The organism is Treponema berlinense (assembly GCF_052273165.1).
Lineage (GTDB): Bacteria > Spirochaetota > Spirochaetia > Treponematales > Treponemataceae > Treponema_D > Treponema_D berlinense_A.
In genome coordinates, this window is record NZ_DAVZIU010000001.1 from 184,005 (window position 1) to 205,841 (window position 21,837).

Annotated in this window: 32 protein-coding genes; 31 read left to right on the plus strand and 1 reads right to left on the minus strand. The window is 39.6% G+C overall.

What is annotated here, in order from left to right:
- Window positions 1-5: 5 nt before the first annotated feature.
- The 24 genes from rplB (at window position 6) to ACT6XC_RS00950 (ending at window position 11,503) form a co-directional block, all read left to right on the plus strand.
- Window positions 6-830, plus strand: coding sequence for a 50S ribosomal protein L2 (rplB, locus tag ACT6XC_RS00835; RefSeq protein ID WP_443740491.1), 825 nt, complete (start codon window positions 6-8; stop codon window positions 828-830).
- Window positions 831-845: 15 nt separating this feature from the next.
- Window positions 846-1,121, plus strand: a complete 276-nt coding sequence (rpsS, locus tag ACT6XC_RS00840; RefSeq protein WP_288516169.1) for a 30S ribosomal protein S19 — start codon at window positions 846-848, stop codon at window positions 1,119-1,121.
- A gap of 11 nt (window positions 1,122-1,132) precedes the next feature.
- On the plus strand, window positions 1,133-1,489 hold the full coding sequence (gene rplV, locus ACT6XC_RS00845; RefSeq protein ID WP_078931309.1) for a 50S ribosomal protein L22: 357 nt from the start codon (window positions 1,133-1,135) through the stop codon (window positions 1,487-1,489).
- A gap of 1 nt (window position 1,490) precedes the next feature.
- Window positions 1,491-2,243, plus strand: a complete 753-nt coding sequence (gene rpsC, locus ACT6XC_RS00850) for a 30S ribosomal protein S3 (RefSeq protein ID WP_078931310.1) — start codon at window positions 1,491-1,493, stop codon at window positions 2,241-2,243.
- A 6-nt stretch (window positions 2,244-2,249) separates the two neighbouring features.
- Entirely contained in the window at window positions 2,250-2,666 is a 417-nt protein-coding gene (gene rplP / locus ACT6XC_RS00855; protein WP_443740492.1) for a 50S ribosomal protein L16, read from the plus strand.
- A gap of 10 nt (window positions 2,667-2,676) precedes the next feature.
- Window positions 2,677-2,889, plus strand: a complete 213-nt coding sequence (gene rpmC, locus ACT6XC_RS00860) for a 50S ribosomal protein L29 (RefSeq protein WP_078931312.1) — start codon at window positions 2,677-2,679, stop codon at window positions 2,887-2,889.
- A 10-nt stretch (window positions 2,890-2,899) separates the two neighbouring features.
- The gene (rpsQ, locus tag ACT6XC_RS00865) at window positions 2,900-3,175 is read left to right on the plus strand and encodes a 30S ribosomal protein S17 (protein ID WP_078931313.1); all 276 of its coding nucleotides are present in this window, start codon (window positions 2,900-2,902) and stop codon (window positions 3,173-3,175) included.
- A 17-nt stretch (window positions 3,176-3,192) separates the two neighbouring features.
- Complete coding sequence (gene rplN / locus ACT6XC_RS00870) at window positions 3,193-3,561, plus strand: 50S ribosomal protein L14 (RefSeq protein ID WP_443737652.1); 369 nt, start codon at window positions 3,193-3,195, stop codon at window positions 3,559-3,561.
- An 11-nt stretch (window positions 3,562-3,572) separates the two neighbouring features.
- Window positions 3,573-3,887 carry a 50S ribosomal protein L24 gene (rplX, locus tag ACT6XC_RS00875; RefSeq protein WP_078931315.1) on the plus strand — a complete coding sequence of 105 codons (315 nt, stop codon included), beginning with the start codon at window positions 3,573-3,575 and terminating at the stop codon, window positions 3,885-3,887.
- Window positions 3,887-4,438: a 50S ribosomal protein L5 gene (rplE, locus tag ACT6XC_RS00880; RefSeq protein WP_078931316.1), complete on the plus strand. Its 552-nt coding sequence runs from the start codon at window positions 3,887-3,889 to the stop codon at window positions 4,436-4,438. Before rplX ends, rplE begins: the two co-directional genes overlap by 1 nt.
- 10 nt (window positions 4,439-4,448) lie before the next feature.
- Window positions 4,449-4,634: a type Z 30S ribosomal protein S14 gene (locus tag ACT6XC_RS00885; protein WP_296017969.1), complete on the plus strand. Its 186-nt coding sequence runs from the start codon at window positions 4,449-4,451 to the stop codon at window positions 4,632-4,634.
- A gap of 15 nt (window positions 4,635-4,649) precedes the next feature.
- Window positions 4,650-5,048, plus strand: a complete 399-nt coding sequence (rpsH, locus tag ACT6XC_RS00890; protein WP_078931318.1) for a 30S ribosomal protein S8 — start codon at window positions 4,650-4,652, stop codon at window positions 5,046-5,048.
- 12 nt (window positions 5,049-5,060) lie between these two features.
- Window positions 5,061-5,600, plus strand: a complete 540-nt coding sequence (rplF, locus tag ACT6XC_RS00895) for a 50S ribosomal protein L6 (RefSeq protein ID WP_443740493.1) — start codon at window positions 5,061-5,063, stop codon at window positions 5,598-5,600.
- A gap of 10 nt (window positions 5,601-5,610) precedes the next feature.
- A complete protein-coding gene (gene rplR / locus ACT6XC_RS00900) occupies window positions 5,611-5,973 on the plus strand; it encodes a 50S ribosomal protein L18 (protein WP_273065900.1) in 363 nt (120 codons plus the stop codon).
- Window positions 5,974-5,982: 9 nt separating this feature from the next.
- Window positions 5,983-6,498 (plus strand): 30S ribosomal protein S5, encoded by a 516-nt coding sequence (gene rpsE, locus ACT6XC_RS00905; protein WP_296017998.1) that lies wholly within the window; start codon window positions 5,983-5,985, stop codon window positions 6,496-6,498.
- A gap of 2 nt (window positions 6,499-6,500) precedes the next feature.
- The gene (gene rpmD, locus ACT6XC_RS00910; protein WP_078931322.1) at window positions 6,501-6,686 is read left to right on the plus strand and encodes a 50S ribosomal protein L30; all 186 of its coding nucleotides are present in this window, start codon (window positions 6,501-6,503) and stop codon (window positions 6,684-6,686) included.
- Complete coding sequence (gene rplO, locus ACT6XC_RS00915; RefSeq protein ID WP_443740494.1) at window positions 6,686-7,150, plus strand: 50S ribosomal protein L15; 465 nt, start codon at window positions 6,686-6,688, stop codon at window positions 7,148-7,150. The genes rpmD and rplO overlap by 1 nt, the downstream gene beginning before the upstream one ends.
- 20 nt (window positions 7,151-7,170) lie before the next feature.
- Complete coding sequence (gene secY, locus ACT6XC_RS00920) at window positions 7,171-8,505, plus strand: preprotein translocase subunit SecY (RefSeq protein WP_443737648.1); 1,335 nt, start codon at window positions 7,171-7,173, stop codon at window positions 8,503-8,505.
- Between the two features lie 132 nt (window positions 8,506-8,637).
- Window positions 8,638-8,751: a 50S ribosomal protein L36 gene (gene rpmJ / locus ACT6XC_RS00925; RefSeq protein WP_074641226.1), complete on the plus strand. Its 114-nt coding sequence runs from the start codon at window positions 8,638-8,640 to the stop codon at window positions 8,749-8,751.
- A 10-nt stretch (window positions 8,752-8,761) separates the two neighbouring features.
- The gene (rpsM, locus tag ACT6XC_RS00930; RefSeq protein WP_288516164.1) at window positions 8,762-9,133 is read left to right on the plus strand and encodes a 30S ribosomal protein S13; all 372 of its coding nucleotides are present in this window, start codon (window positions 8,762-8,764) and stop codon (window positions 9,131-9,133) included.
- 20 nt (window positions 9,134-9,153) lie between these two features.
- Window positions 9,154-9,534 (plus strand): 30S ribosomal protein S11, encoded by a 381-nt coding sequence (rpsK, locus tag ACT6XC_RS00935; RefSeq protein WP_078931326.1) that lies wholly within the window; start codon window positions 9,154-9,156, stop codon window positions 9,532-9,534.
- A 175-nt stretch (window positions 9,535-9,709) separates the two neighbouring features.
- Complete coding sequence (locus tag ACT6XC_RS00940; protein ID WP_273065906.1) at window positions 9,710-10,768, plus strand: DNA-directed RNA polymerase subunit alpha; 1,059 nt, start codon at window positions 9,710-9,712, stop codon at window positions 10,766-10,768.
- Entirely contained in the window at window positions 10,758-11,255 is a 498-nt protein-coding gene (gene rplQ, locus ACT6XC_RS00945; protein ID WP_443737647.1) for a 50S ribosomal protein L17, read from the plus strand. Before ACT6XC_RS00940 ends, rplQ begins: the two co-directional genes overlap by 11 nt.
- An 11-nt stretch (window positions 11,256-11,266) precedes the next feature.
- The gene (locus ACT6XC_RS00950) at window positions 11,267-11,503 is read left to right on the plus strand and encodes a hypothetical protein (RefSeq protein WP_443737646.1); all 237 of its coding nucleotides are present in this window, start codon (window positions 11,267-11,269) and stop codon (window positions 11,501-11,503) included.
- 246 nt (window positions 11,504-11,749) lie between these two features.
- On the opposite strand, the gene ACT6XC_RS00955 is transcribed toward ACT6XC_RS00950, so the two are convergent.
- Window positions 11,750-14,203: a methyl-accepting chemotaxis protein gene (locus tag ACT6XC_RS00955; RefSeq protein ID WP_443740495.1), complete on the minus strand. Its 2,454-nt coding sequence runs from the start codon at window positions 14,201-14,203 to the stop codon at window positions 11,750-11,752.
- A gap of 240 nt (window positions 14,204-14,443) precedes the next feature.
- Here ACT6XC_RS00955 and ACT6XC_RS00960 point away from each other — a divergent pair, with 240 nt between their 5' ends.
- The 7 genes from ACT6XC_RS00960 to ACT6XC_RS00990 all read left to right on the plus strand — a co-directional run bounded on the left by ACT6XC_RS00960 (window position 14,444) and on the right by ACT6XC_RS00990 (window position 21,819).
- Complete coding sequence (locus ACT6XC_RS00960; RefSeq protein ID WP_443740496.1) at window positions 14,444-15,580, plus strand: ABC transporter substrate-binding protein; 1,137 nt, start codon at window positions 14,444-14,446, stop codon at window positions 15,578-15,580.
- Between the two features lie 266 nt (window positions 15,581-15,846).
- Window positions 15,847-16,746 carry a branched-chain amino acid ABC transporter permease gene (locus tag ACT6XC_RS00965; protein WP_443737643.1) on the plus strand — a complete coding sequence of 300 codons (900 nt, stop codon included), beginning with the start codon at window positions 15,847-15,849 and terminating at the stop codon, window positions 16,744-16,746.
- 10 nt (window positions 16,747-16,756) lie between these two features.
- Window positions 16,757-17,791, plus strand: a complete 1,035-nt coding sequence (locus ACT6XC_RS00970) for a branched-chain amino acid ABC transporter permease (RefSeq protein ID WP_443737642.1) — start codon at window positions 16,757-16,759, stop codon at window positions 17,789-17,791.
- Window positions 17,791-18,594 carry an ABC transporter ATP-binding protein gene (locus ACT6XC_RS00975; RefSeq protein WP_443740497.1) on the plus strand — a complete coding sequence of 268 codons (804 nt, stop codon included), beginning with the start codon at window positions 17,791-17,793 and terminating at the stop codon, window positions 18,592-18,594. Before ACT6XC_RS00970 ends, ACT6XC_RS00975 begins: the two co-directional genes overlap by 1 nt.
- Window positions 18,595-18,632: 38 nt before the next feature.
- Window positions 18,633-19,337, plus strand: a complete 705-nt coding sequence (locus ACT6XC_RS00980) for an ABC transporter ATP-binding protein (protein ID WP_443737670.1) — start codon at window positions 18,633-18,635, stop codon at window positions 19,335-19,337.
- 78 nt (window positions 19,338-19,415) lie between these two features.
- Window positions 19,416-20,063 (plus strand): CBS and ACT domain-containing protein, encoded by a 648-nt coding sequence (locus tag ACT6XC_RS00985; protein WP_443737639.1) that lies wholly within the window; start codon window positions 19,416-19,418, stop codon window positions 20,061-20,063.
- Between the two features lie 301 nt (window positions 20,064-20,364).
- Window positions 20,365-21,819 carry a hypothetical protein gene (locus ACT6XC_RS00990; protein ID WP_443740498.1) on the plus strand — a complete coding sequence of 485 codons (1,455 nt, stop codon included), beginning with the start codon at window positions 20,365-20,367 and terminating at the stop codon, window positions 21,817-21,819.
- Window positions 21,820-21,837 lie beyond the last annotated feature (18 nt).

A 21,837-nucleotide genomic window follows, 5' to 3' on the forward strand; every position in this document is an offset into this window, starting at 1 on the left:
ACCAGATGGCTCTTAAAGTTTTTAAACCATACACTGCTGGTACTCGTACCCGCATCGATTTGGTAAGAGAAGAACTGACAACCGATAAACCCGAAAAAAGTCTGGTATCAGGTCTTAAGTCAAATGGTGGACGCGGTCAGGGTGGTCGTATTTCTGTACGTCATCAGGGTGGTGGACACAAAAGAAAGTATCGCGTAATTGATTTTAAACGCAATAAGCACGGAATTCCTGGAACCGTAAAAACAATTGAATACGATCCAAACCGCAGCGCAAACATTGCTTTGGTTTATTATGCAGATGGCGAAAAACGCTATATTATTGCTCCAAAAGGACTTACTGTAGGACAGAAAATTATGTCTGGTGAAAACGCAGTTCCAACTGTTGGAAACGCACTTCCACTTGAAGTAATTCCTGTTGGTTTTACAGTTCACAACATTGAATTGACACTTGGTCGTGGTGGACAGCTTGCCCGCTCAGCAGGTGCTTCTGCTCTTGTTGCTGCTAAAGACGGTGAATATGTTGTAATTCGCCTTCCTTCAGGTGAAACACGCCGTGTTTTTGGAAAATGCTATGCAACAATTGGCGTTGTTGGTAATGAAGAACGTATGAACACTCAGCTTGGTAAAGCTGGCCGCAGACGTTGGCTCGGTATCCGTCCAACAGTTCGCGGTATGGCTATGAACCCAGTTGATCATCCGCTTGGTGGTGGTGAAGGTGCTGGTAAAGGACATCAGCCTGTTACACCTTGGGGACAGCCATGTAGAGGTTATAAGACTCGCAACAAGAGAAAGCCTTCTAACCGTTTCATTGTTTCACGCCGTAAGAAGTAGTAGGAGTAGTTAACAATGTCAAGATCAGTTAAGAAAGGACCTTTTATTGAAAAGAGCCTTTACAAGAAAGTTATTGAAATGAATAAAGAGTCAGACAAGAAAATGATTAAAACATATTCTCGTTGCTCTACAATCATTCCAGAAATGGTTGGAAACACAATCAGTGTTTACAACGGTAAGTCATGGATTCCTGTATATGTTACTGAAAATCTCGTTGGCCATAAGCTCGGCGAATTTGCTCCAACTCGTACATTTAAAGGACATGGCGGCACTGATAAGAGTGCTAAATAAAGGTGGATACTATGGCAGAGAAAAAAGGTTATGTAGCCACTACAAAATTCCTGATTGCATCACCAACTAAGGTTCGTCCAGTTGCTAATGTAATTAAGCAGAAGAAATGCTCAGAAGCTTTGGCAGTTCTTGAAAATATGCCACAGAAAGGTGCAGAGTTGATTAAAGGTACACTTAAATCAGCTGTTGCTAACGCTCTGTATGCAAACAAGAATCTCGATGAAGATATGCTCTACATCAAGGAAATTCGTATTGATGAAGGTCCGAGACTTAAGAGAGTTTGGTTCCGTGCTCGCGGCCGTGCTGATCAGCTCTTAAAACGTATGTGCCATATCACCGTCATTGTTGACGAGAAGGCGGGGGAATAAAGTGGGTCAGAAAGTAAATCCTATCGGTTTGCGTCTTGGAATTAACAAGACATGGCAGTCTCGCTGGTATGCTGGTCCTCGCGACTATGCAGACTTGGTTCTTGAGGATATTAAAATCCGCAAGTTGGTAAGAGAATTACCTGAATGCCAGAACGCAGATATTGCAGAAATCGAAATCGTACGTCACCCGCAGCGTGTTACAATTGTAATTCACACAGCACGCCCAGGTGTAATTATTGGTGTAAAAGGTGCTAACATCGAAAAGATCAGTGCTGAAATTCAGGCACAGTTTGCTTCTAAAAAAGTTCAGATTAAGATCAAAGAAGTAAAACGTGCTGACATCAACGCTTCTCTTATTGCACAGAACGTTGGACGCCAGCTTGCAGGACGTGGTTCATTCCGCAAGGCTCTTAAGCAGGCTTCTTCTAACGCAATGAAAGGTGGAGCACAGGGAATTAAGATCCGTTTGTCAGGTCGTCTTGGTGGCGCAGAAATGAAACGCTCGGAAGAACATAAAGAAGGACGTGTTCCTCTTCACACTCTCCGTGCAGACATTGATTACGCTACATACGAAGCTCATACAACTTATGGAAAAATAGGCGTAAAGGTATGGGTTTATAACGGCATGAACTACGGTATTGAAAAGAATGAAGATGCTGGACAGATTGTTCGCAAGCCTCATCGTGATCGCTCTCAGTCTAATGACTCAAGAGCAAAACGCCCTGCTCGCGCAGCAGATTCTTCAAAGGAGTAACATAAAATGCTTAGTCCTAAAAGAGTTATTCACCGTAAAGTACAGCGCGGTAAAGTAAAAGGAAATGCCACACGTGCTAACAATATTGACTTTGGCCAGATTGCTCTTGTAGCTCTCGAACCAGTTTGGCTTCAGGCTCGTCATATTGAAGCTGCTCGTGTTGCTATTAACCGTAAGCTTGAACGTAAAGGAAATGTTTGGCTTCGTATATTCCCGGATAAACCAATTACCAAAAAACCATCGGAAGTCCGCATGGGTAAGGGAAAAGGTTCTCCAGAATTTTGGGCTGCAAACATTAAACCTGGTGTAATTTTGTTTGAAGTTGGTGGAATTGATATTAAACTTGCAGAACAGGCTCTTAAGCTTGCTGCAGACAAACTTCCAATCAGAACAAAAATTGCATACAAACCAACTATCGACTAAGGAGTAAGATATGGCTAATTCAAAGAAAAAGAATGTAAAAGAAATGTCTTACGCTGAATTGGTAGCTGAACGTAACGACATGAAACAGAAATACATGGATCTCCGTTTCCAAATGGTAATCGGCCATGTTGATAACCCAATGCAGAAGCGTACTATGCGTCGCCAGATTGCGACTCTTAATACGCTCATCCGTGCAAAAGAACTTGCCGGACAGACTAAGTAGGAGCTAACCCGTGGCAGAACAGGAAGTTCAGACTAAAAAGGGAGCAAAACGTTCGTTCGTAGGTATCGTAACAAGCGACAAAATGGAAAAAACCATTGTTGTTTCAATCGATACGAAGAGAATGAACCCTCTCTATAAGAAATACGTTACACAGACAAAAAAGTGTAAGGCACATGATGAAAAGAACGAAGCTCACATTGGTGACACAGTTCGCATCATTGAATGCAGTCCAATCAGCAAAGATAAGTGCTGGAGACTTGCAGAAATCATCGAAAGAGCAAAATAAGCTAAAGGAGTTATAAAATGCTACAGATGCAATCAAAATTGACTGTTGCCGATAACTCCGGAGCAAAAGTTGCTCAGGTTATCAAGGTTCTCGGTGGTACACACCGCCGTTATGCCAGTATCGGTGATATTGTAGTAGTAGCAATCAAGGAAGCAATTCCTACTTCTACTATTAAAGAAGGTACAGTTGAAAAAGCTGTAATCGTTCGTGTTTCAAAAGAATACCGTCGTCCAGATGGAACTTACATTCGCTTTGATGACAATGCTTGCGTTATCGTTGATGCTGATGGAAATCCAAAAGGAAAACGTATTTTTGGACCTGTTGCACGTGAGCTCCGTGATATGGACTTCATGAAGATCGTATCACTCGCTCCAGAAGTACTGTAAGGAGAATCAATATGGAAAAGAAACTTAAGATCCGTAAAGACGATACCGTACAGGTAATCGCTGGAAAAGACAAAGGCAAACGTGGTGCTGTTGTTCGCGTAATTGCTAAAAAAGATGCAGTAATTGTATCTGGAATTAACATGGTTAAAAAAGCAATGAGAAAACGTAGTCAGCAGGATCAGGGTGGAATCGCAGAAATCGAAGCTCCACTTAACATTTCAAACGTTGCGATCGTATGTAAAAAATGCGGTCCAACTAAAATTGGATTCAAAATTGACGGCGACAAGAAAACTCGTGTTTGCCGTAAGTGTGGAGAAGCACTGTAATGGATAAGTACGTACCACGGCTTAAGAAAGTCTATAAGGACACTATCGCTCCTGAGCTCTTCAAAGAACTCGGTTATACATCCGTAATGCAGATTCCTGCTATTAAAAAAGTAGTAGTAAGCATGGGTGTTGGCGAAGCTCTCACTAACAAGAAACTCCTTGATGCCGCAGTAGCTGATTTAACTCAGATTACTGGACAGCATGCTGTTAAGACGAAGGCTAGAAAGAGTATTGCTAACTTTAAACTTCGTGAGGGCAATGAAGTTGGTGTAATGGTAACATTGCGCGGTAACATTATGTATGAATTTTTGGACCGCCTTATCAATGTTGCATTACCTCGTGTAAAGGATTTCCGCGGAATCAAAGCAACAGGTTTTGATGGACACGGAAACTTCTCTCTTGGTATTACAGAACAGATTATCTTCCCAGAAATCGACTTCGACAAAATCGTAAAGATTGCTGGTATGAACATCTCGATTGTAACAAGCGCTCGCACAGATGCTGAAGCTCGTGCATTGCTTACCAAGTTCAATATGCCTTTCAGAAAGTAGGTGAGGAACAATGGCTAAGAAATCAATGGTTATCAAAGCAGATCGCACACCTAAATATAGCACTCGTCGCTATAACAGATGTCAGATTTGTGGTCGTCCACGCGGTTATTTGCGCAAATTCAAAGTTTGCCGTATTTGTTTCCGCAAGTTAGCAAGTGAAGGCCTTTTGCCAGGCGTAACAAAATCAAGTTGGTAGTGGAGGAGAAAGAAAATGAGTACATCAGACCCAATAGCAGACATGCTCACTAAGGTTCGTAATGCTGTTCAGGCTCGCCACGAAAAAGTAGATGTTTCTACATCTAAACTTAAGCTTGAAATTGTTAAGATCCTTAAAACAGAAGGTTATATTAAGAATTTTAAGAAAGTTCAGGAAGAAGGTCATTCTATCATCCGTATTTTCTTGAAGTATGATGAAGCAAATGCGCCGGTTATTCACGGAATTGAAAAGATTTCAACTCCAGGACGTCGTATTTATTCTGGCTATAAAGAGTTGCCACGTGTTCTTAATGGATACGGTACACTGATCGTTTCAACTTCTTCTGGTGTAACAACTGGAAAGAAAGCAAGTGAAAAAATGGTTGGTGGCGAACTCGTTTGCAAAGTTTGGTAATAGGAGGAAGAGATGTCAAAAATCGGTAAACTTCCTGTTGCTATTCCTGCAGGAGTTACAGTTACAGTTAATGCTGGAGAAATTGTTGTAAAGGGACCAAAAGGTGAACTTAAACAGCATGTAAATGATAAAGTAAAGTTCGAAGTTAAAGACGGAGAACTTACTGTTTCGCCAGTTGATGAATCAAAAGCTGCTGGCGCAGCACACGGTCTTTACCGTGCATTGGTTCATAATATGGTTACTGGTGTTACTCAGGGATTCTCAAAATCTTTGATTATCACTGGTGTTGGTTATCGTGCTGAAGTTCAGGGAAAAAATCTTGTAATGAACCTTGGTTTTTCTTCTGACTTTATCGCAATAATCCCAGATGGTCTTACTGTTACAGCAGATGCTAATGGTAAAGTTACTATTGCTGGTATTGACAAGCAGCTGGTTGGTGAATTTGCTTCACAGATCCGCAAACTTCGTCTCCCAGAACCTTACAAGGGAAAGGGAATTCGTTACAGTGACGAAGTTATCAGACGCAAAGTCGGAAAGACTGGCGTAAAATAAGGTGTAGCGTATGTTTAAGAAACTTAATGATAAAGCAAGAAAGCGCCTTCATCGTAAGGTTCATATCCGTAAGTCAGTTTACGGAACAGCTGCTCGCCCACGCTTAACAGTAACACGTAGCAACTGTAACCTTTACGCTCAGGTAATTGATGATGACGAAGGTGTAACACTTGCTTCTATTTCTACTTTGGAAAAAGAATTTGCTGACTTGAAAGCAACTGTTGAAGGTGCAGCAAAACTTGGTGAAGCATTTGGAAAACGTCTTCAGGACAAAAAAATTACAACTGTAGTTTTTGACCGCAACGGATATCTGTATCATGGTGTTGTAAAGGCACTCGCAGATGGAACCCGCAAAGCAGGTATCATTTTCTAGGAGAGTCTAATGGAACGCCAGAACAAGTTCGAAAAAGAAAGAGAACAGAAAGAATTCGTTGAAAAACTTGTTAGACTGAATCGTACTGCTAAAACCGTAAAAGGTGGACGCCGTATGTCATTCTCAGCTCTCACAGTTGTAGGCGATGGAAAAGGTCGCGTAGGATATGGATTTGGCAAAGCTAATGATGTATCTGAAGCTATTAGAAAGAGTATTGATCGTGCAAAGAGAAATCTTATTACTGTTCCAGTAAAAAATGGTACTCTTCCACACGATGTTCTTGGAAAATACAAGAGTTCATCAATTCTTTTGAAGCCAGCTTGTGCCGGTACTGGAATCATCGCAGGTGGTCCAGTTCGTGCAATCATGGATTCAATTGGTGCAACAGACGTAATTTCTAAGTCATTGGGCTCTTCAAGTCCAATCAATGTAGTTCGTGCAACATTTGAAGCTCTTGAAAGTCTTATGGACGCAAAAGTTGTTGCATCAAACAGAGGTAAATCTCTGCAGGAAATGTGGGGTTAATCATGGCTAAGAAAATCAAGGTAACACTTGTAAAAAGTACAATTGGACAGAAACCAGCTAAGGTTGCAACAGTTCGCAGTCTTGGTCTTAAAAAGATTAACTCTTCAAACACATTGGAAGCAACTCCAGCTGTTCTTGGAATGGCTGAAGCTGTATCACACCTGATTACAGTCGAGGAAGTAAAATAATGTCTGATTTCGTATTGAGTGCACCACAGGGTGCTAATAAGAAAAAGCGCATTGTTGGCCGCGGTTCTTCTTCAGGTCGTGGAACAACTGCAGGAAAGGGAAACAAGGGACAGCAGTCTCGCTCTGGTGGAAAAACATACGTAGGTTTTGAAGGCGGACAGATGCCTCTTTACCGTCGCATTGCACACCGTGGTTTCTCTAACTACCCATTCAAGAAAGAATATTCAGTTGTAAATATTTCTCTTCTTGAAGAAAAATATTCAGATGGCGAATCAGTAAACAAGGAAACTCTTGTTGCTAAAGGTCTTGTTTCTAAAGTAGATTCTTTGGTAAAGATTCTTGGTACTGGTGATTTAACAAAAAAACTTACAGTAGATGTAGATAAGGTTTCTGCTTCGGCAAAAGCTAAAATCGAAAAAGCTGGTGGTTCTGTTAAAGAAGCTTCTGAAACAAAAGCTAATTAAAATAAGTACCGGAGACACACATGGCAAACAATCCAATTGTAAATATGTTTAGAATTAAAGAGTTGAGAAATCGTCTGCTCTTTACATTAGCTATTCTTGCAATATTCCGTCTTGGATGCGTGCTGACAATTCCTGGAATTAATGCTGGAGTACTCGTTGAATACTTCAACAATCTTGCAAAGAGTGGTGAAAACGCATTTGCAAGTTACATGGACTTTTTTGCCGGTGGTGCATTCTCTAATTTCTCTGTGTTCATGCTTGGTGTTATGCCTTACATTTCAACACAGATTATTTTGCAGTTGGCGCTGATTATTTTTCCATCTCTTAAACGTATTGTTCAGGAAGATGGTGGTCAGCGCAAATTTGCAGCGTGGACAAGAATCGGCACAATTTTTGTATGTTTGATTCAGTCTGCTGCTGTAACGGTTTATGCAAACAGTATTCCAGGAGCTATTGTTCTTGAAAGTAATGTTGCATTCAGACTGCTTGCAATGCTCACTGTTACTACAGGTGCTATGATTACTGTTTGGCTTGGTGATCAGATTACGGCTCATGGTATCGGAAATGGAATTTCGATTCTCATTTTCGCAGGTATCGTAGCTCGTCTTCCACATGCTGTAATGGAACTTATACAGAAAGTTCGCGGCAATGAAATCAATGCTGTTGCAGTTATCGTAGTAATTTTGATGTTCTTCGGAATTATTGCACTTGTAGTTTATGAACAGTCCGGCGAACGTAAAATCCCTGTACACTATGCTAAACGCGTAGTTGGACGGAAAATGTACGGTGGACAGAGTACTTATATTCCATTCAAGATCAATCCGTCGGGAGTTATTCCTGTAATTTTTGCATCATCGTTCTTAACTTTCCCGCTTCAGATTGTTTCAAGTATTGGTGCCAGCAAGGCTTCAGCAACTTGGGTTTCAAAACTCTCTTATATACTGCAGCCAACTGGAATTACATATAATGTATTGTTGGTACTTTTGATTATTTTCTTTGCATACTTCTACACACAGGTAACCCTGAACCCCACAGAAATCGCAAAAAATATCAGAGAAAACGGTGGTTCTATTCCAGGAATCCGTACTGACAAAACAGAAGAATACATGCAGAAGGTTTTAAACCGTCTCGTGTTGCCTGGTTCAATTTATCTTGCTGCAATCGCAGTATTGCCGACAATTATTCAGATTGCATTTAAGTTCCCACAGTCAATTGCTATGTTGATGGGTGGCACTTCTTTGTTAATCTTGGTAGGCGTTGACCTTGATACAATGAGTCAGGTTGAAGCGCTTCTTAAAATGCACCACTCAGAGGGGCTTGTTAAGAAGGGTAAATTACGTTCAAGAAATTTGTAAAATTTAAAAAAAATTATAGAATTTCTATAGAACAACAAAGGGAATTTGTGGTATATTAGATAACCCGAATTGTAATTCATTGCGAATTGCCATGATTCGGGTTAATATCATGCTTTCCCTAGGGGGACTTTTATGAAAGTACGAACCAGCGTAAAGCCCATCTGCGATAAGTGCAAGGTTATTAAAAGAAACGGAATTATCCGCATTATTTGTTCTAACCCAAAACATAAGCAGAGACAGGGTTGAGGAGTAACAGATGGCTCGAATTGCGGGAGTTGACCTCCCAAATAAACACGTCGTTGTTGCATTGACTTATATTTACGGTATCGGTCGTTCATCTGCAAAAGCGATTTGCGAAAAAACAAAGATTGATCCTACCAAGATGATGAATGATCTTGATCAGGATGAGCAGGCTAGACTTCGCACTGTAATCGATGAAGAATACAAGGTTGAAGGACATCTTCGCTCAGAAATCGGTCTTAACATTAAACGTCTTATGGACATTGGTTGCTATCGTGGTCTTCGTCATCGCAAAGGTTTGCCAGTTCGTGGTCAGCGCACACGTACTAATTCACGTACTCGCAAAGGTAAGAAGAAGACAGTTGCTAACAAGAAAAAGGCTGTCTGATAGGACGGAGGATTTAACTAATGGCTACCGTAAAAAAACGAAAGGAAAAGAAGAGCGTATACGAAGGAAACGTATATATCCAGGCTACGTTCAACAATACTATCGTAACAATTACAGATTTGAATGGAAATGCTCTTTCATGGGCATCTTCAGGCGGACTTGGATTCCGTGGAGCAAAAAAATCTACTCCATTTGCTGCACAGACAGTTACAGAAACAGCTGTTCAGAAAGCAGTAAGTTACGGATTGCGTGAAGTTCACGTATTTGTAAAAGGACCAGGAATGGGTCGCGAAAATGCAGTTCGTGCTCTTGGTGCTTTGGGACTTAAAGTAAAATCAATTTCTGATGTTACTCCAATCCCACATAATGGATGTCGTCCACGCAAAACTCGCCGTATGTAAAATAAATGATGAGAATGGATGTTCTAGTAATGTCCATTTTTATTGTTTTTTTATGTTTAAGGTCAGTAATAGTTAGGTTTTGACCGGATTTCCGGTAAAAAAGTATGAAAAATGACAGTCTTTTGATTTGTCATTATTGCAGGCTCATTGTTGAGCGTAAATAAAAGGAGTTCAGATGGCACGTAAAAACCTCTTGAAAGGTTTCAAAAAACCAAAAGGTATTACATTTGAACATCTCGAAACAAATCCAAATTACGGAAAATTTATTGCTTATCCATTTGAACCAGGTTTTGGTACAACGATTGGAAATACTCTTAGACGTGTACTTCTTTCTTCTATTCAGGGATATGCAGTAACATCTGTACGGATTACTTCATTTGATGCTGAGGGCGTTCCTCGTGTAATTCAGAGTGAATTTGACTCAATTGCAAACGTTTCGGAAGATACTCTTGAGATTTTGAACAGCTTGAAAATGATTCGTTTTAAGCTTCCAAACGATGCAGAACAGGATACTCTCCTTTTTGAGTTCAAAGGACCTGGAAAAGTAACAAGCAATGACTTTGAAAAAGAAGGTCAGCTTGAAGTGCTTTCTAAAGATGTTCCTGTATTCACAATGATGGAAGGTGCAAACCTTAGCATTGAAATTCAGGTTGACTTGGGCAGAGGTTATATTCCTGCTGAAGTAAACAGCAACTATGTTGAAGTAGTTGGCACCATTCCAATGGATGCAATTTTCTCTCCAGTTCGCAAGGTAAAATATGCAATTGAACCTTGCCGTGTTGGTGAAAGAAACGACTACGATAAACTGGTTCTTGAAATTTGGTCTGATGGAACAATTTCTCCAGAAGATGCACTTGCTGAAGCTGCAAAGATTGCTAAAGATCATTTCTCAATTTTTGTAAATTTTAATGACAGTGATGTTTCTGGCTCAGATGATATGGATGAAGGTGATGAAAGAATTCGTTCATTGCTTAATACTCCAGTTGAAGAACTTGAACTTTCTGTTCGTTCTTCAAACTGTCTTAAAAATGCCAATATCCGCACAATCGGAGAATTGACAAGAAAGACAGAAGATGACATCGCCAAGACAAGAAACTTTGGTAAGAAATCTCTTACTGAAATTAAAGAAAAACTCCTTGAATGGGGACTTACACTTGGAATGACAGATTACAGTCATCTTAAGAATGTAAATTTGGCAAATCCAAAGCAAAAGGAAGAATCCAATGAATCATAAGAATGGTTTTAATCCGCTTTCGCGCACAACTGCACATCGTCGTGCTATGTCGCGCAACATGGTAACTTCACTTTTCAGATTTGAACGCATTACAACTACTAGTGCAAAAGCTAAAGAAGTTCGTAAGGCTGCTGAAAAATTGATTACACGCAGCAAGGTTGATACAGTTCACAACCGTCGTATTGCCGCAAAGTTTATTCAGGATGAAAAAATCTTGAACAAACTCTTCACTGAACTTGGTCCAAGAATGAAGGATCGCAAGGGTGGTTACACTCGTATCCTTAAGATTGGTTTCCGTCAGGGCGACGCTGCAGACATGGTAATTCTTGAATTGGTTGATTATAAACTTCCAACTGAAGAATCTAAAGAAAAGTCTGCAAAAAAAGCAGATGCTTCTGAAAAACCTGCTAAAAAGCCAGCTGCAAAAAAAGCACCAGCTAAAGCTAAGACTGCAAAAGCAGCTCCTGCTGCTGAAGAAGCAAAATAAGGAGTTAACTTATGTCTAAAGCACATCGCGGAACTGGTATCCGTAACGAAGTAAACCACGGACGTGGCAAATGTGCACGCTGTGGAAAAGAAAATATCAAAATCCTTTATGAAAAGGAAATTGATGGTGCAACAGTTAAAGTATGCAAATACTGTAACGCTGCGTTAAAAAACATTGCAAGAGTAGAAGCAAGAAAAGCAAAACCTGCTGATGCTTCATCTGATGCTCCTGCAGAAGCACAGGCATAATTTATTTTATAAGTTTGTTCCTGTCTACGCCGTCCTTCGTTTTTTGTAAGGGCGGCTTTATTTTTTTAAAGACATTTTCAATTTTTTTTGTTGAATAAAATTGAAATTTAAAATGATGCTAGGATGTATGGTTAGAAAGCAAATGAGCCCGGCTCATAGTGGTGGCAAAGCCAGTCCGAAGGACTGAGGGTTACCGAACCACGGAGAGCCGATAAGAAAAGAAGTTGTGGCGTCCACTAAAAAAAATTATTTTTTTAATTTTAAACCGAGTTTTGCAATTTCTGCAATTGCGCTTGAAATCTGTTCAACTCCAGTTGAAGCGTCTTGCAGGCGATTTGATATTTCTGTAGACGACTGAACCTGCTCGTTTATTGAGTCTTTTATGTTTTCTGAAAGGCTGGCAATTGTTTTGATTGCTTTGTTGGTTGAATTGATGACTTCTTCTGCCTGTTTTGTGCTCAGATTGTTCTTTTTTACGAGTTCCTGAATTTTTGAAGTTGAAGAAACTGTCTGTGCTGCAAGTGCCTTTACTTCTTTTGCTACTACGCTGAAACCTCGTCCTGCGTCTCCAGCGTGGGCTGCTTCGATTGCTGCATTGAGGGCTAGGACGTTTGTTTTTTCTGCAATGTCGTTGATAAGGTCGATTGCGTGCGTAATTTCTTCGGTAATGTGAACGAGCGTTTTTATTGATTTGTCGGCATCTGTTATCATTTGGTTGGCAGAAGTTACAGTGTCGGCAACGTTTGTAATATTTCCAGAAATGTCTTTAATGTTGCCAACGACTGAATCCATTGAGGTTGAAATATTTGTTATGTTTGAAGTGATGGATTCTGATTGGTTTGAAACAACATCGGCTTTGTCTGACATAACCTGCATTGTTGTTTGGAGCAGATTCTGACTTTTTGTGCGTTCTTCGAGCAAGTTAGAACTTGAAATTGCGCAGGAAATTTGTTCCCGGAGAGTTGCGTATGTGATTCCGCTTGCAGTTTCTGATTCAAAAACAATATAACCAAAATATGTATTCTGGATGTTAAGAGATTCTACTTCGTAGATTGCATATTCGTCGGAATTGTTGATTGAATTTGGAATGATTTCTGTTGTTTTGAACGTAAGTCCTCCTTCTGGAAGAGAAATTCGTTCGCCTTTTTTTATTGCAAGCACTAATTGGCTTGTCTGTGGAATTTCCTGATTTTCTTCGGTGTAATGACAGTCGTTATAAAGCGCAAGGTAACAACTTGAAATGTCAATTTTTGGAAGAGCCTTTGTAATGATTTCGAACAGTTTATCCAAATTCGAGCATGAAAGAATGTCTGTGCTGATTTGGCGGAGAACTGATTCTTTTCGGCTTGCAAGAAGATTTTCCTGCTTTTGAGTGCGGCAGTCAAATTCGCTTATGAGTACGCGTACTTGCTGGAAAAGATTTTCGCACTTTTTGTAAATTTTGCATTGGCAATTCATTGTTAAAAGTGCGGAGCTTCGTATTGTCGAGATTATGTCCTGCCAGACGTTGAAATTTTTAGAGATTTTTTCAAAATTATTCAAGCCGATTGTGACGGTTTTTAATAATGCGCCAGGTTCTTTGCTGAGAATATCGTTTGAAAAGGATTCTACAAGTTTTGGCACAAAATTTGTAAAGAAAATGGTTATTTCTTCTTTTGTGTAGAAATCGTTTTGAACTGTCTGCAAAATTTTTTGTGAAAGTTCATTTTTCCATTCTGAACTGGAGAAGTTTTCTGAGATTAAACTTTCGCCAAAAAGGAAACTTTCTTTTTGAGCCTTTTTTAAAAGTTTTTTCTCCTGTGAAGCCGACAAATCAATTGAAGTTTCGAAGGCGGCCTGATTTACGGAAGTTGAAGTACAACCGCAAGATTCGCCTAAAATAAGACGAGTTTTGTATCTGAAGAGGTTGGAGTATTCTTTATTTTGCAATATGGCGGAGAGTGTTTTGTAGCCCTGAAGTCCCTGTTTGTAGAATGGCATTTCGACAGAAGTGATTGGTGGATTTGACCAAGCAGCGTCGTCTGTTCCATTAAAACCGCAGACTGCAACGTCGTGAGGAACGGAATAGCCTTGACGGATGAGTTCTTCCTGGGCTCCGATTGCAACGTTATCTCCGACAGCAATAATCGCATCAAAGTCTTTTCCTGGTTTTAGGCCTTTGTTGAGCCAGTTGCTGAGCGCTTTTTCGCCGTCAGCAATTGCCCAGCCACCACATTCGGAAATCAATGTGGGATTTGCCTGAATTCCGTGTTTTTTTAATCCTTCGAGATAACCTTCGTAACGTTCTTTTGCGTAGATATGGGTTTCTGGACCTCGTATAAATGCGATTTTTGTAAAGTGATGTACATCGACAAGGTGATCCATAAGTTCAATAAGACCTGTTTTGCAGTCTGTGACGATGCTAGGCTTGCCTTCGACCTGAAAGGTCATGCAGACAAGTGGTGTTTTTTGAAATCTTTTATAAAAATCGGTGGTTTTCTTGTCTACATCGGACGAAGCCCAGGAAATGATGCCTGATACTGAATCATCAGTCAGCAGGTGATAGATAATAGAACCTTCACCTTTGTTTAATATTGGTCCGCGAAAAGTGAATAAAGGGATTTTATCTTTTTTGCAGCCTGTTATGATGCCTTTGTGCATATTGCGACCAGTTGCATCAATTAATGAGCGGGTTAAAAAAGCAATTGATTTTTTATTCATGACTAAACCTCGAAAAGTAAAATCGACTGACACTAATTATAATATGAAAAGTGAAAAAAGAAACCTTAAAATTCTGATTTAATTGATAATTATAAAATAGAGTTTTTGAATATTAACTGACTGTTTTTGAAATTTTGTGCTTTGAAACCTTAAAAAGTTAAAAAATTCTTATTTGTTTTTATTTACTAAAACTAAGAAAATAATTAAAGTTTATGCAAGTTGAATTTTTGGAGGACGCAAATGAAAAAAGTTTTGGGTGCTGTTGCTCTTGCAGTTGCAGGACTTTTCGCTTTTACTGGTTGTGGTGAAAAATCTGGAGAAACGGTAAAAATTGGTGCTATTGGACCTCTTTCTGGTGCTGTAGCTGTTTATGGTGTTGACTGTTTGAATGGAATCAATTTGGCAGCTGAAGAAATTAACGCTGCTGGTGGCATTAACGGTAAAAAAATTGAAATTGTAAGTGAAGATGATGAAGGAAATCCTGAAAAATCTGTAAATGCTTACAAAAAAATCGTTACACAGAAAAAAACAAAGCTCATTGTTGGTTCTTTAACTTCTGGGTGTGCAATGGCAATTACTTCTTTGGCTCAGGCTCAGAAAGTTTTGATGATCGCTCCTGCCGCTACAGCTCCTGCAATTACTGAAGCCGGTGATTTTGTTTTCCGTGCTTGTTTTATTGACCCGTTCCAGGGAACTGTTGGTGCTAAATTTGCTCTTGAAACGCTCGGAGCTAAAAAAGCTGCTGTTCTTTATGATGTTGGAAACGACTACTCTGTAGGTCTTACAGAAAACTTTGTAAAAACGTTCTCTGCTTCTGGAACTGTTGTAGCTAAAGAATCTTACAGCACTGGCGACAAAGACTTTAACGCTCAGCTTACAAAAATTAAGAATTCTAAACCAGATGTTGTTTATCTTCCGGATTACTACGGAACTGTAGCTCTTATTGCTAAACAGTTGCGCGCTCAGGGAATTAACACTCCGATCGTTGGTGCTGACGGCTGGGATGGTCTTATTGACAATGCTGGCGATGAAGTTTTGAATGGTTTTTATTCTAACCACTATGCTGCTGATGCAACTACTGGCGCAGTTAAAACTTTTGTTGAAAACTACAAGGCAAAATACAATCACACTCCGACTGCTTTTGCAGCCCTCGGTTATGATGCAGTTTATATGATTAAAGATGCGATTTTGGCTGCTGGCTCAACTGACAGCGTTGCTGTAAGAGATGCGCTTGCTGCTTCTGAAGGCGACTATGTTACAGGCCACATTACTTTTGACGAAAAACGCAACCCTGTAAAATCTGCTGTAATGCTTGAACTGGTAAAAGGTGCTGATGGAAAACTTTCTACAGTTTACAAAGCTACAGTACAGCCGTAAAATTTAGTTTTCGTAATTTGACAAAGGCGTCATGAATTTGGGAATTTTTTTCTCGAAGGAATGACGCTTTTTTTTTTTTGCAGAAGACTTAGCCCGGATCGTAACGGCGCGTAGCGTCCGCCTTGGCGGATGGAGCGGATAGCGTAACCGTGAAGAGCCGGTTTGAAAAATATTTGTGCTCCTATAAATAATGCACGATGCCTTGATTTACTAAAAACAAAAAATTTTTTACAATATAACAGAACTAATATATTTGGAGGATAAGTTTGAACAACGTAACAATTTTTGTTCAGCAGCTTATCAATGGACTTTCGCTGGGAAGTATTTATGCTTTAATTGCCCTTGGGTACACGATGGTTTATGGCATTGTTAAGTTGATTAACTTTGCGCATGGCGACGTTATGATGATTGGCGCTTATGCAGGATATTTTGTTTTGTGTGCGATGGGCACAACTCCAGCTGGAATGGTCTGTGCTTTTTTGGCTGCAATGGTTTTTTGCGGACTTTTGAGTCTTGCGATTGAAAGGCTTGCGTACAGACCTTTGAGAAATGCGCCGAGGTTGAATTCGTTGATTACGGCGATTGCTGTGGAATTGATTTTGCAGAATGTTATGCGCGTTTTGCCTTTTGTTGGCCCGGAACCACGTTCTTTTCCGACAATGGCGATTAAAAACTTTAGTTTTGGAATCGGTTCAATAAGCAATGTTCAGATTATTGTAATCTTGCTTTCGGCTGTTCTTATGGTTGTTTTGAACTATGTCGTAAATTATACAAAAACCGGAAAAGCAATGCAGGCTGTTAGTTACGACCTTGGTGCTGCAAGCTTGATGGGAATTAATTCGAATAGAATTATTGCCGTTACTTTTGTAATCGGTTCTGTTCTTGCTGGAGCAGGTGGCGTTCTCTATGCTATTGCTTATCCGCAGGTTGATCCTCTAATGGGGTATATTCCTGGTTTAAAGGCGTTTGTTGCAGCTGTTTTGGGTGGAATTGGTTCTATTCCTGGTGCTATGGTCGGCGGAATTATTCTTGGCGTTGCGGAAACTATGGTAAAGGCTTATCTGTCTTCTCAATATGCGGATGCAATTGCCTATTGTATTTTGATTGTAATTCTTTTGGTTAAACCTGCCGGTCTTCTTGGTAAAAAAGTAAGGGTTAAGGTTTAGGGGCTGGTTTATGATGAATATGAAAAAAAGCAATTTTTTAATTCCTGGAGTTGTGGCTCTGGCGGCGATTGTAATTCCTTTTGTTTTAATCCGCGTTGGCTTGATTGACGCTTATACTTCGCAGATTTTGACGATGGGCGGAATCAATGCTGTAATTGCGATTTCTGTAAATATGGTTACGGGAATTGTCGGTCAGCTTACTTTGGGACAGTGTGCTTTTGAAGCGATTGGCGCTTATTCGGTAATTATTTTTACTCAGGATGTTGGTTTGCCGTTGCCTGTTGCCATGCTTGTTGCTCCTTTTTTGGCGGCGATTTTTGGATTTGTTATTGGATTTCCGACTTTAAAACTTGAAGGCGACTATCTTGCGATTGTAACTCTTGCTTTTGGCGAAATTGTGCGTGTAATTCTTGTAAACCTCAAAGCCGTTACTGGTGGTCCGAACGGCAAAAGTTTTAAATACAGTTTTATGCGCGACGATCTTTTTTGGGGACCTGCGATGAGTTATCTGGTAAGCATTGGAATGCTTGTTGTTCTGATTGTTCTGTTGCAGAATTTTTTACATTCAACTTACGGCCGGGCAATCAAGGCTATTCGAGAAGATGAAATTGCCGCAAATTCTAATGGAATCAGCGTTTTTAAATACAAAATGATTGGTTTTGTGATTGCTTCGTTTATTGGCGGTCTTGGTGGCGCGCTTTATGCTCCGATTGTTGGTTTTATTAAGCCGGATATTGCTTCGTTCAACAATTCTGTAAATATGCTGATTTATGTTGTTCTTGGAGGAATGGGAAGTATTAGTGGAACAGTTATTGCAGCCTTTGTTTTGACTGCAATTCAAGAAGCCTTGAGGTTCCTTGGAAATTACCGTCTTTTGTTCTATCCGGTTGTTTTAATCATTGTAATGCTCTTTAGACCTCAGGGACTTATGGGAATGAAGGAATTGAGTTTTGTGAACGGATTTTTTAACCTTAAAAGCAAAATTTCTAAAAAGGCAAAAAATGAGGTTTCGGACGCAAAAAAGAATGAAGGGGAGGCAGAATAATGAGTGATGAAAAATTGATTCTTCAGGTAAATGACCTTTCTATCGTTTTTGGTGGACTTAAAGCTGTCAGCGAATTCAATATGGAACTTCGAAAAGGCGAACTTGTCGGTTTGATCGGACCGAACGGCGCTGGAAAAACAACTGTTTTTAACATGCTTTCCGGCGTTTACACCCCGACTGGCGGACAGATTACTTTTTGGGATAAAAATGGAAAAGTTCAGGTTGTAAATAAAAAAACACCAGCCCAGCTCAATTTAATTGGAATTGCGAGAACTTTTCAGAATATCAGGCTTTTTGGAAATTTGACTGTAAGCGACAATATTCGAATTGCAATGCACAGTCAGAGAAATGTTAAGCCTTGGGATGCGGTTTTGCGTACTAAAAAGTTTTTTGAAGATGAAGAGGTTATGAATTTAAAGGTTCAAAATCTGCTAAAACTTTTCGGTCTTGAAAAAAAAGAAAATGAACTTTCTTCAAATTTGCCTTACGGTGAACAGCGAAAACTTGAAATTTGCCGTGCCCTTGCTGCAAATCCGACCTTGCTTTTGCTGGACGAACCTGCTGCTGGTATGAATCCGCAGGAAACAAAAGAACTTATGGAACTTATTGCATTTATTCGCAAAGAATTTAACCTGACGATTCTTCTTATTGAACACGATATGAAACTTGTAATGGGAATTTGCGAGCGTCTTTATGTTTTGAATTACGGCCGGGTTCTTGCGAGCGGAGTGCCGGAGGAAATTAAATCAAATCCCGATGTAATTAAAGCTTATTTGGGTTCTGAAGCGGAAAATCTTGCTTAAGAGTTTTTGAATCGGAAATTTTTGGAGAAACTATGGCAATTCTTGAAGTAAAAAATCTTGTTGTAAATTACGGTGCAATCCGCGCTCTAAAAGGCATTTCGTTTGATGTAAATGAAGGCGAAATAATTTCCCTTATCGGCTCGAATGGCGCTGGAAAAACAACAACTTTACATTCAATTTCTAATTTAATTAAAAAACAGAGCGGTTCTGTTGTTTTTGACGGAGAAGACATTACAAATCTTCAGGCGGCTCAGATTGTTCACAGAGGGTTGATTCACGTTCCTGAAGGCAGACGAATTTTTGCAAATTTGTCTGTAAAAGACAATCTTGAAATGGGAGCTTATACCCGAAATGACAAGGAAAAAATCAAGCAGGATATGGAACACGTGTTTGAACTTTTTCCGAGAATGAAAGAGCGCTTAAAGCAGATTGCAGGAACTCTTTCTGGCGGAGAACAACAGATGCTCGCAATGGGCCGCGGACTTATGGCGAATCCAAAACTTCTTTTGCTTGATGAACCGAGCATGGGACTTGCGCCGATTCTGGTTGATGAAATTTTTGAAATTATCAAAAAAATTAACGAGGACGGAACGACAATTCTACTTGTTGAACAGAATGCGTTTAAGGCAATGAGCATTGCAAACCGAGTTTATATTTTGGAAACTGGAAGCATTTCTTCGTCGGGAAATTCAAGCGACATGATAAAAGATCCAGCTGTAAAGGCTGCATATCTTGGCGGTTAATTGTTTTGTTTGCTTTTTTATAAAACGCGACTTAGAATTATTTAAGGTTGGCATTCTGTAAACTTTTTGGAGGAAATTATGAAAGTATGTGACTTTATGAGCAAAAATGTAATTTATGTTTCGCCAGATACATCTTTGACGGATGCAAAGGCTTTGATGATAAAAGAAAAAATCAATAAGCTTCCGGTTGTTGATAAATCAAAAAAACTGGTTGGAATTATAACGAAGAATGACTTGCAGAAAGCAGCTCCTTCCAGTGCTTCGACTCTTGATATGTATGAATTGGGATATCTTCTTTCAAAATTAAAAGTTGAAAAGATAATGGTAAAAAACGTGAAAACAGTTGATTTTGATGAAGTAATTGAAGAAGCGGCAAGAACGATGGCGACCGAAAAAATCGGATGTCTGCCTGTAATGAAAGATGGAATTCTTTCTGGAATTATTACCGAAACTGACCTTTTTAACGCATTTATTTCGATGTTTGGAGCAACCTTACCTGGAGTTCGGGCAGTGATTGAAGTTGCAGAAAAACCTGGCGAGCTTGCAAGAATTGCAACTGCCGTGGCTGCAAAAAACGGAAATATTGTTTCTGTAGTAACGACTGACGGAAGCGATGTTTCTAAGCGGATTATTACGGTAAAAATCGGCAATTTGAGCAAAGAGACTGTTGAAGAAATTATCAGACAGGAAAATGTAAAAATTCTTGACATTCGTGAAAAAAAGTAATTGCACTTTTTAGATTGCTAAATAAAAAATAATGGAATGCCGGTAGAAATACCGGCATTTTTTTAACCGTGTATTTTATGTAACGGCACGCAGATGTTTGCGGCAAGGATTGTAGGGGCGGCGAAGCCGTTGCGCTTGAGCAATGGAGCGCTTTGTCGCGGAACCCCGGAAAGCCTGGTTTTTGCAACGCAAAAAGTCGCCCTGCTGTCAAAAATTATTCTGCGTTTTTTTGTTTTATAAAGGACTGTTAAAGAAAAGTTTTTGATAGACGGAAGGTGCTTAAATTTTGTAAATTATAAGTATGTATGGAAAAATTGAAAAAGTTTTGTCGCAGTTTTTGAGAACTTTTGACAGACCTTTTACGACAACAGAAATAAATTTATTACTCAAACCTTACGGCGAAAAAGCGACAATAGAAGAAATCGACGAATTTTTGCGGACAGATGACAGAGTGTTCGCTCTTGAAGGGCATTATTATATGACACACGCTGGAGTTTTTAACGGAATGTTTTTTAGTTTTGTTCCGACCGCTAAAGAACTTGAGCAGAAACTGTTTATTCCTGGTGACCGTTGTATTCCTTTTGCGGATTGCGAAATGCTTTCGTCGCAGTTGAAATTTATTTATAACGATAGAATTTTGCCAAAAAAAATAATGACGACTGATTGCAATACGGCAAGAGAGTTTTTTACTTTTTTTGGTGATGAATATGCAAGTCAATATATTGCCGCTGACCCGATAAATAATAAAGCCGAAATTGCAAATAATAATTTTGAACTGCCATCGAAAATCAATTTGACAGGAATTTCGCTTGAAAAAGTTATTTCGGATTTTAATTTTCATAAGGGCGATCGCATTTTGTGCAGAATGGTTGATTGGGATCAGGGAATTATTGAAGTTTTTCCGATTTTGAATCATAGAAAGACGATTTTGGAATTGAATGAAGAAATCGGAAAAATAAAACTTTGGAACGAAAATCTTGAAAATGCGCTGCTTGGAAGTTTTGACAAAATGGGACCTTGCTCAAGCATGGAACAGCAACTTTCCTTTGCGTTTTTAGAGCACAGAAAGGAGCTTTGTACGCCGGCTTGCGGTTCAATCCACGAGTTTTTAACTTCGACAAAAAAAATCAACATGGAGCTTTTTGGTGTAGAAACAAGGCTTTGGAAAAAGGGCGAAGATGTTCCTGCTGTTGGAAAATGGAATCGAGAAATGCTCAGTTCTGGGCTTGAGGCATGTTTGCCAACCTTGCAACCTCCAGTTTGTTTGCTCGACTGCATTATAAAGGACAGACTTTTTAACAAAAAAGAAATTGAGCCGGAAGAAATTTTAAAAGATTTTCTACCAGAAGAAATGGAAATTTCTAAGGAAGAAGAAGAATTCATTACATTGCAAATTTTAAAAAGAAGTGATATATTACGTGAGCATTATAATTGGTTGGCAGATTTTCCAGTTGCGTCGTTGCGGCATAAGGCTTTAGGCTTGTTCGCAAAAGTTCAGAATTTGGTTTTTGATATTGATGGAGCTGGTGAAAAAATCGAACGCTTTCCGCAGCAAGAACTTGTTATTCTCTCTCAATTGTTTGCACATGCTGCCAGAATTTTGGATATGCTTTCCAATGAAAACGAATGTAAAGATGATGACAGAGATGCGTTAAAACTGTCGCTTGAAGGCATGGAAATGAATTTTGAAGACATTTGTCCTGAACTGCGAAATGCTTTGGACAGATGTTATGCCGAACAGTTTAAAGTTGTCTGATTTTCTGCGGAGGATTGA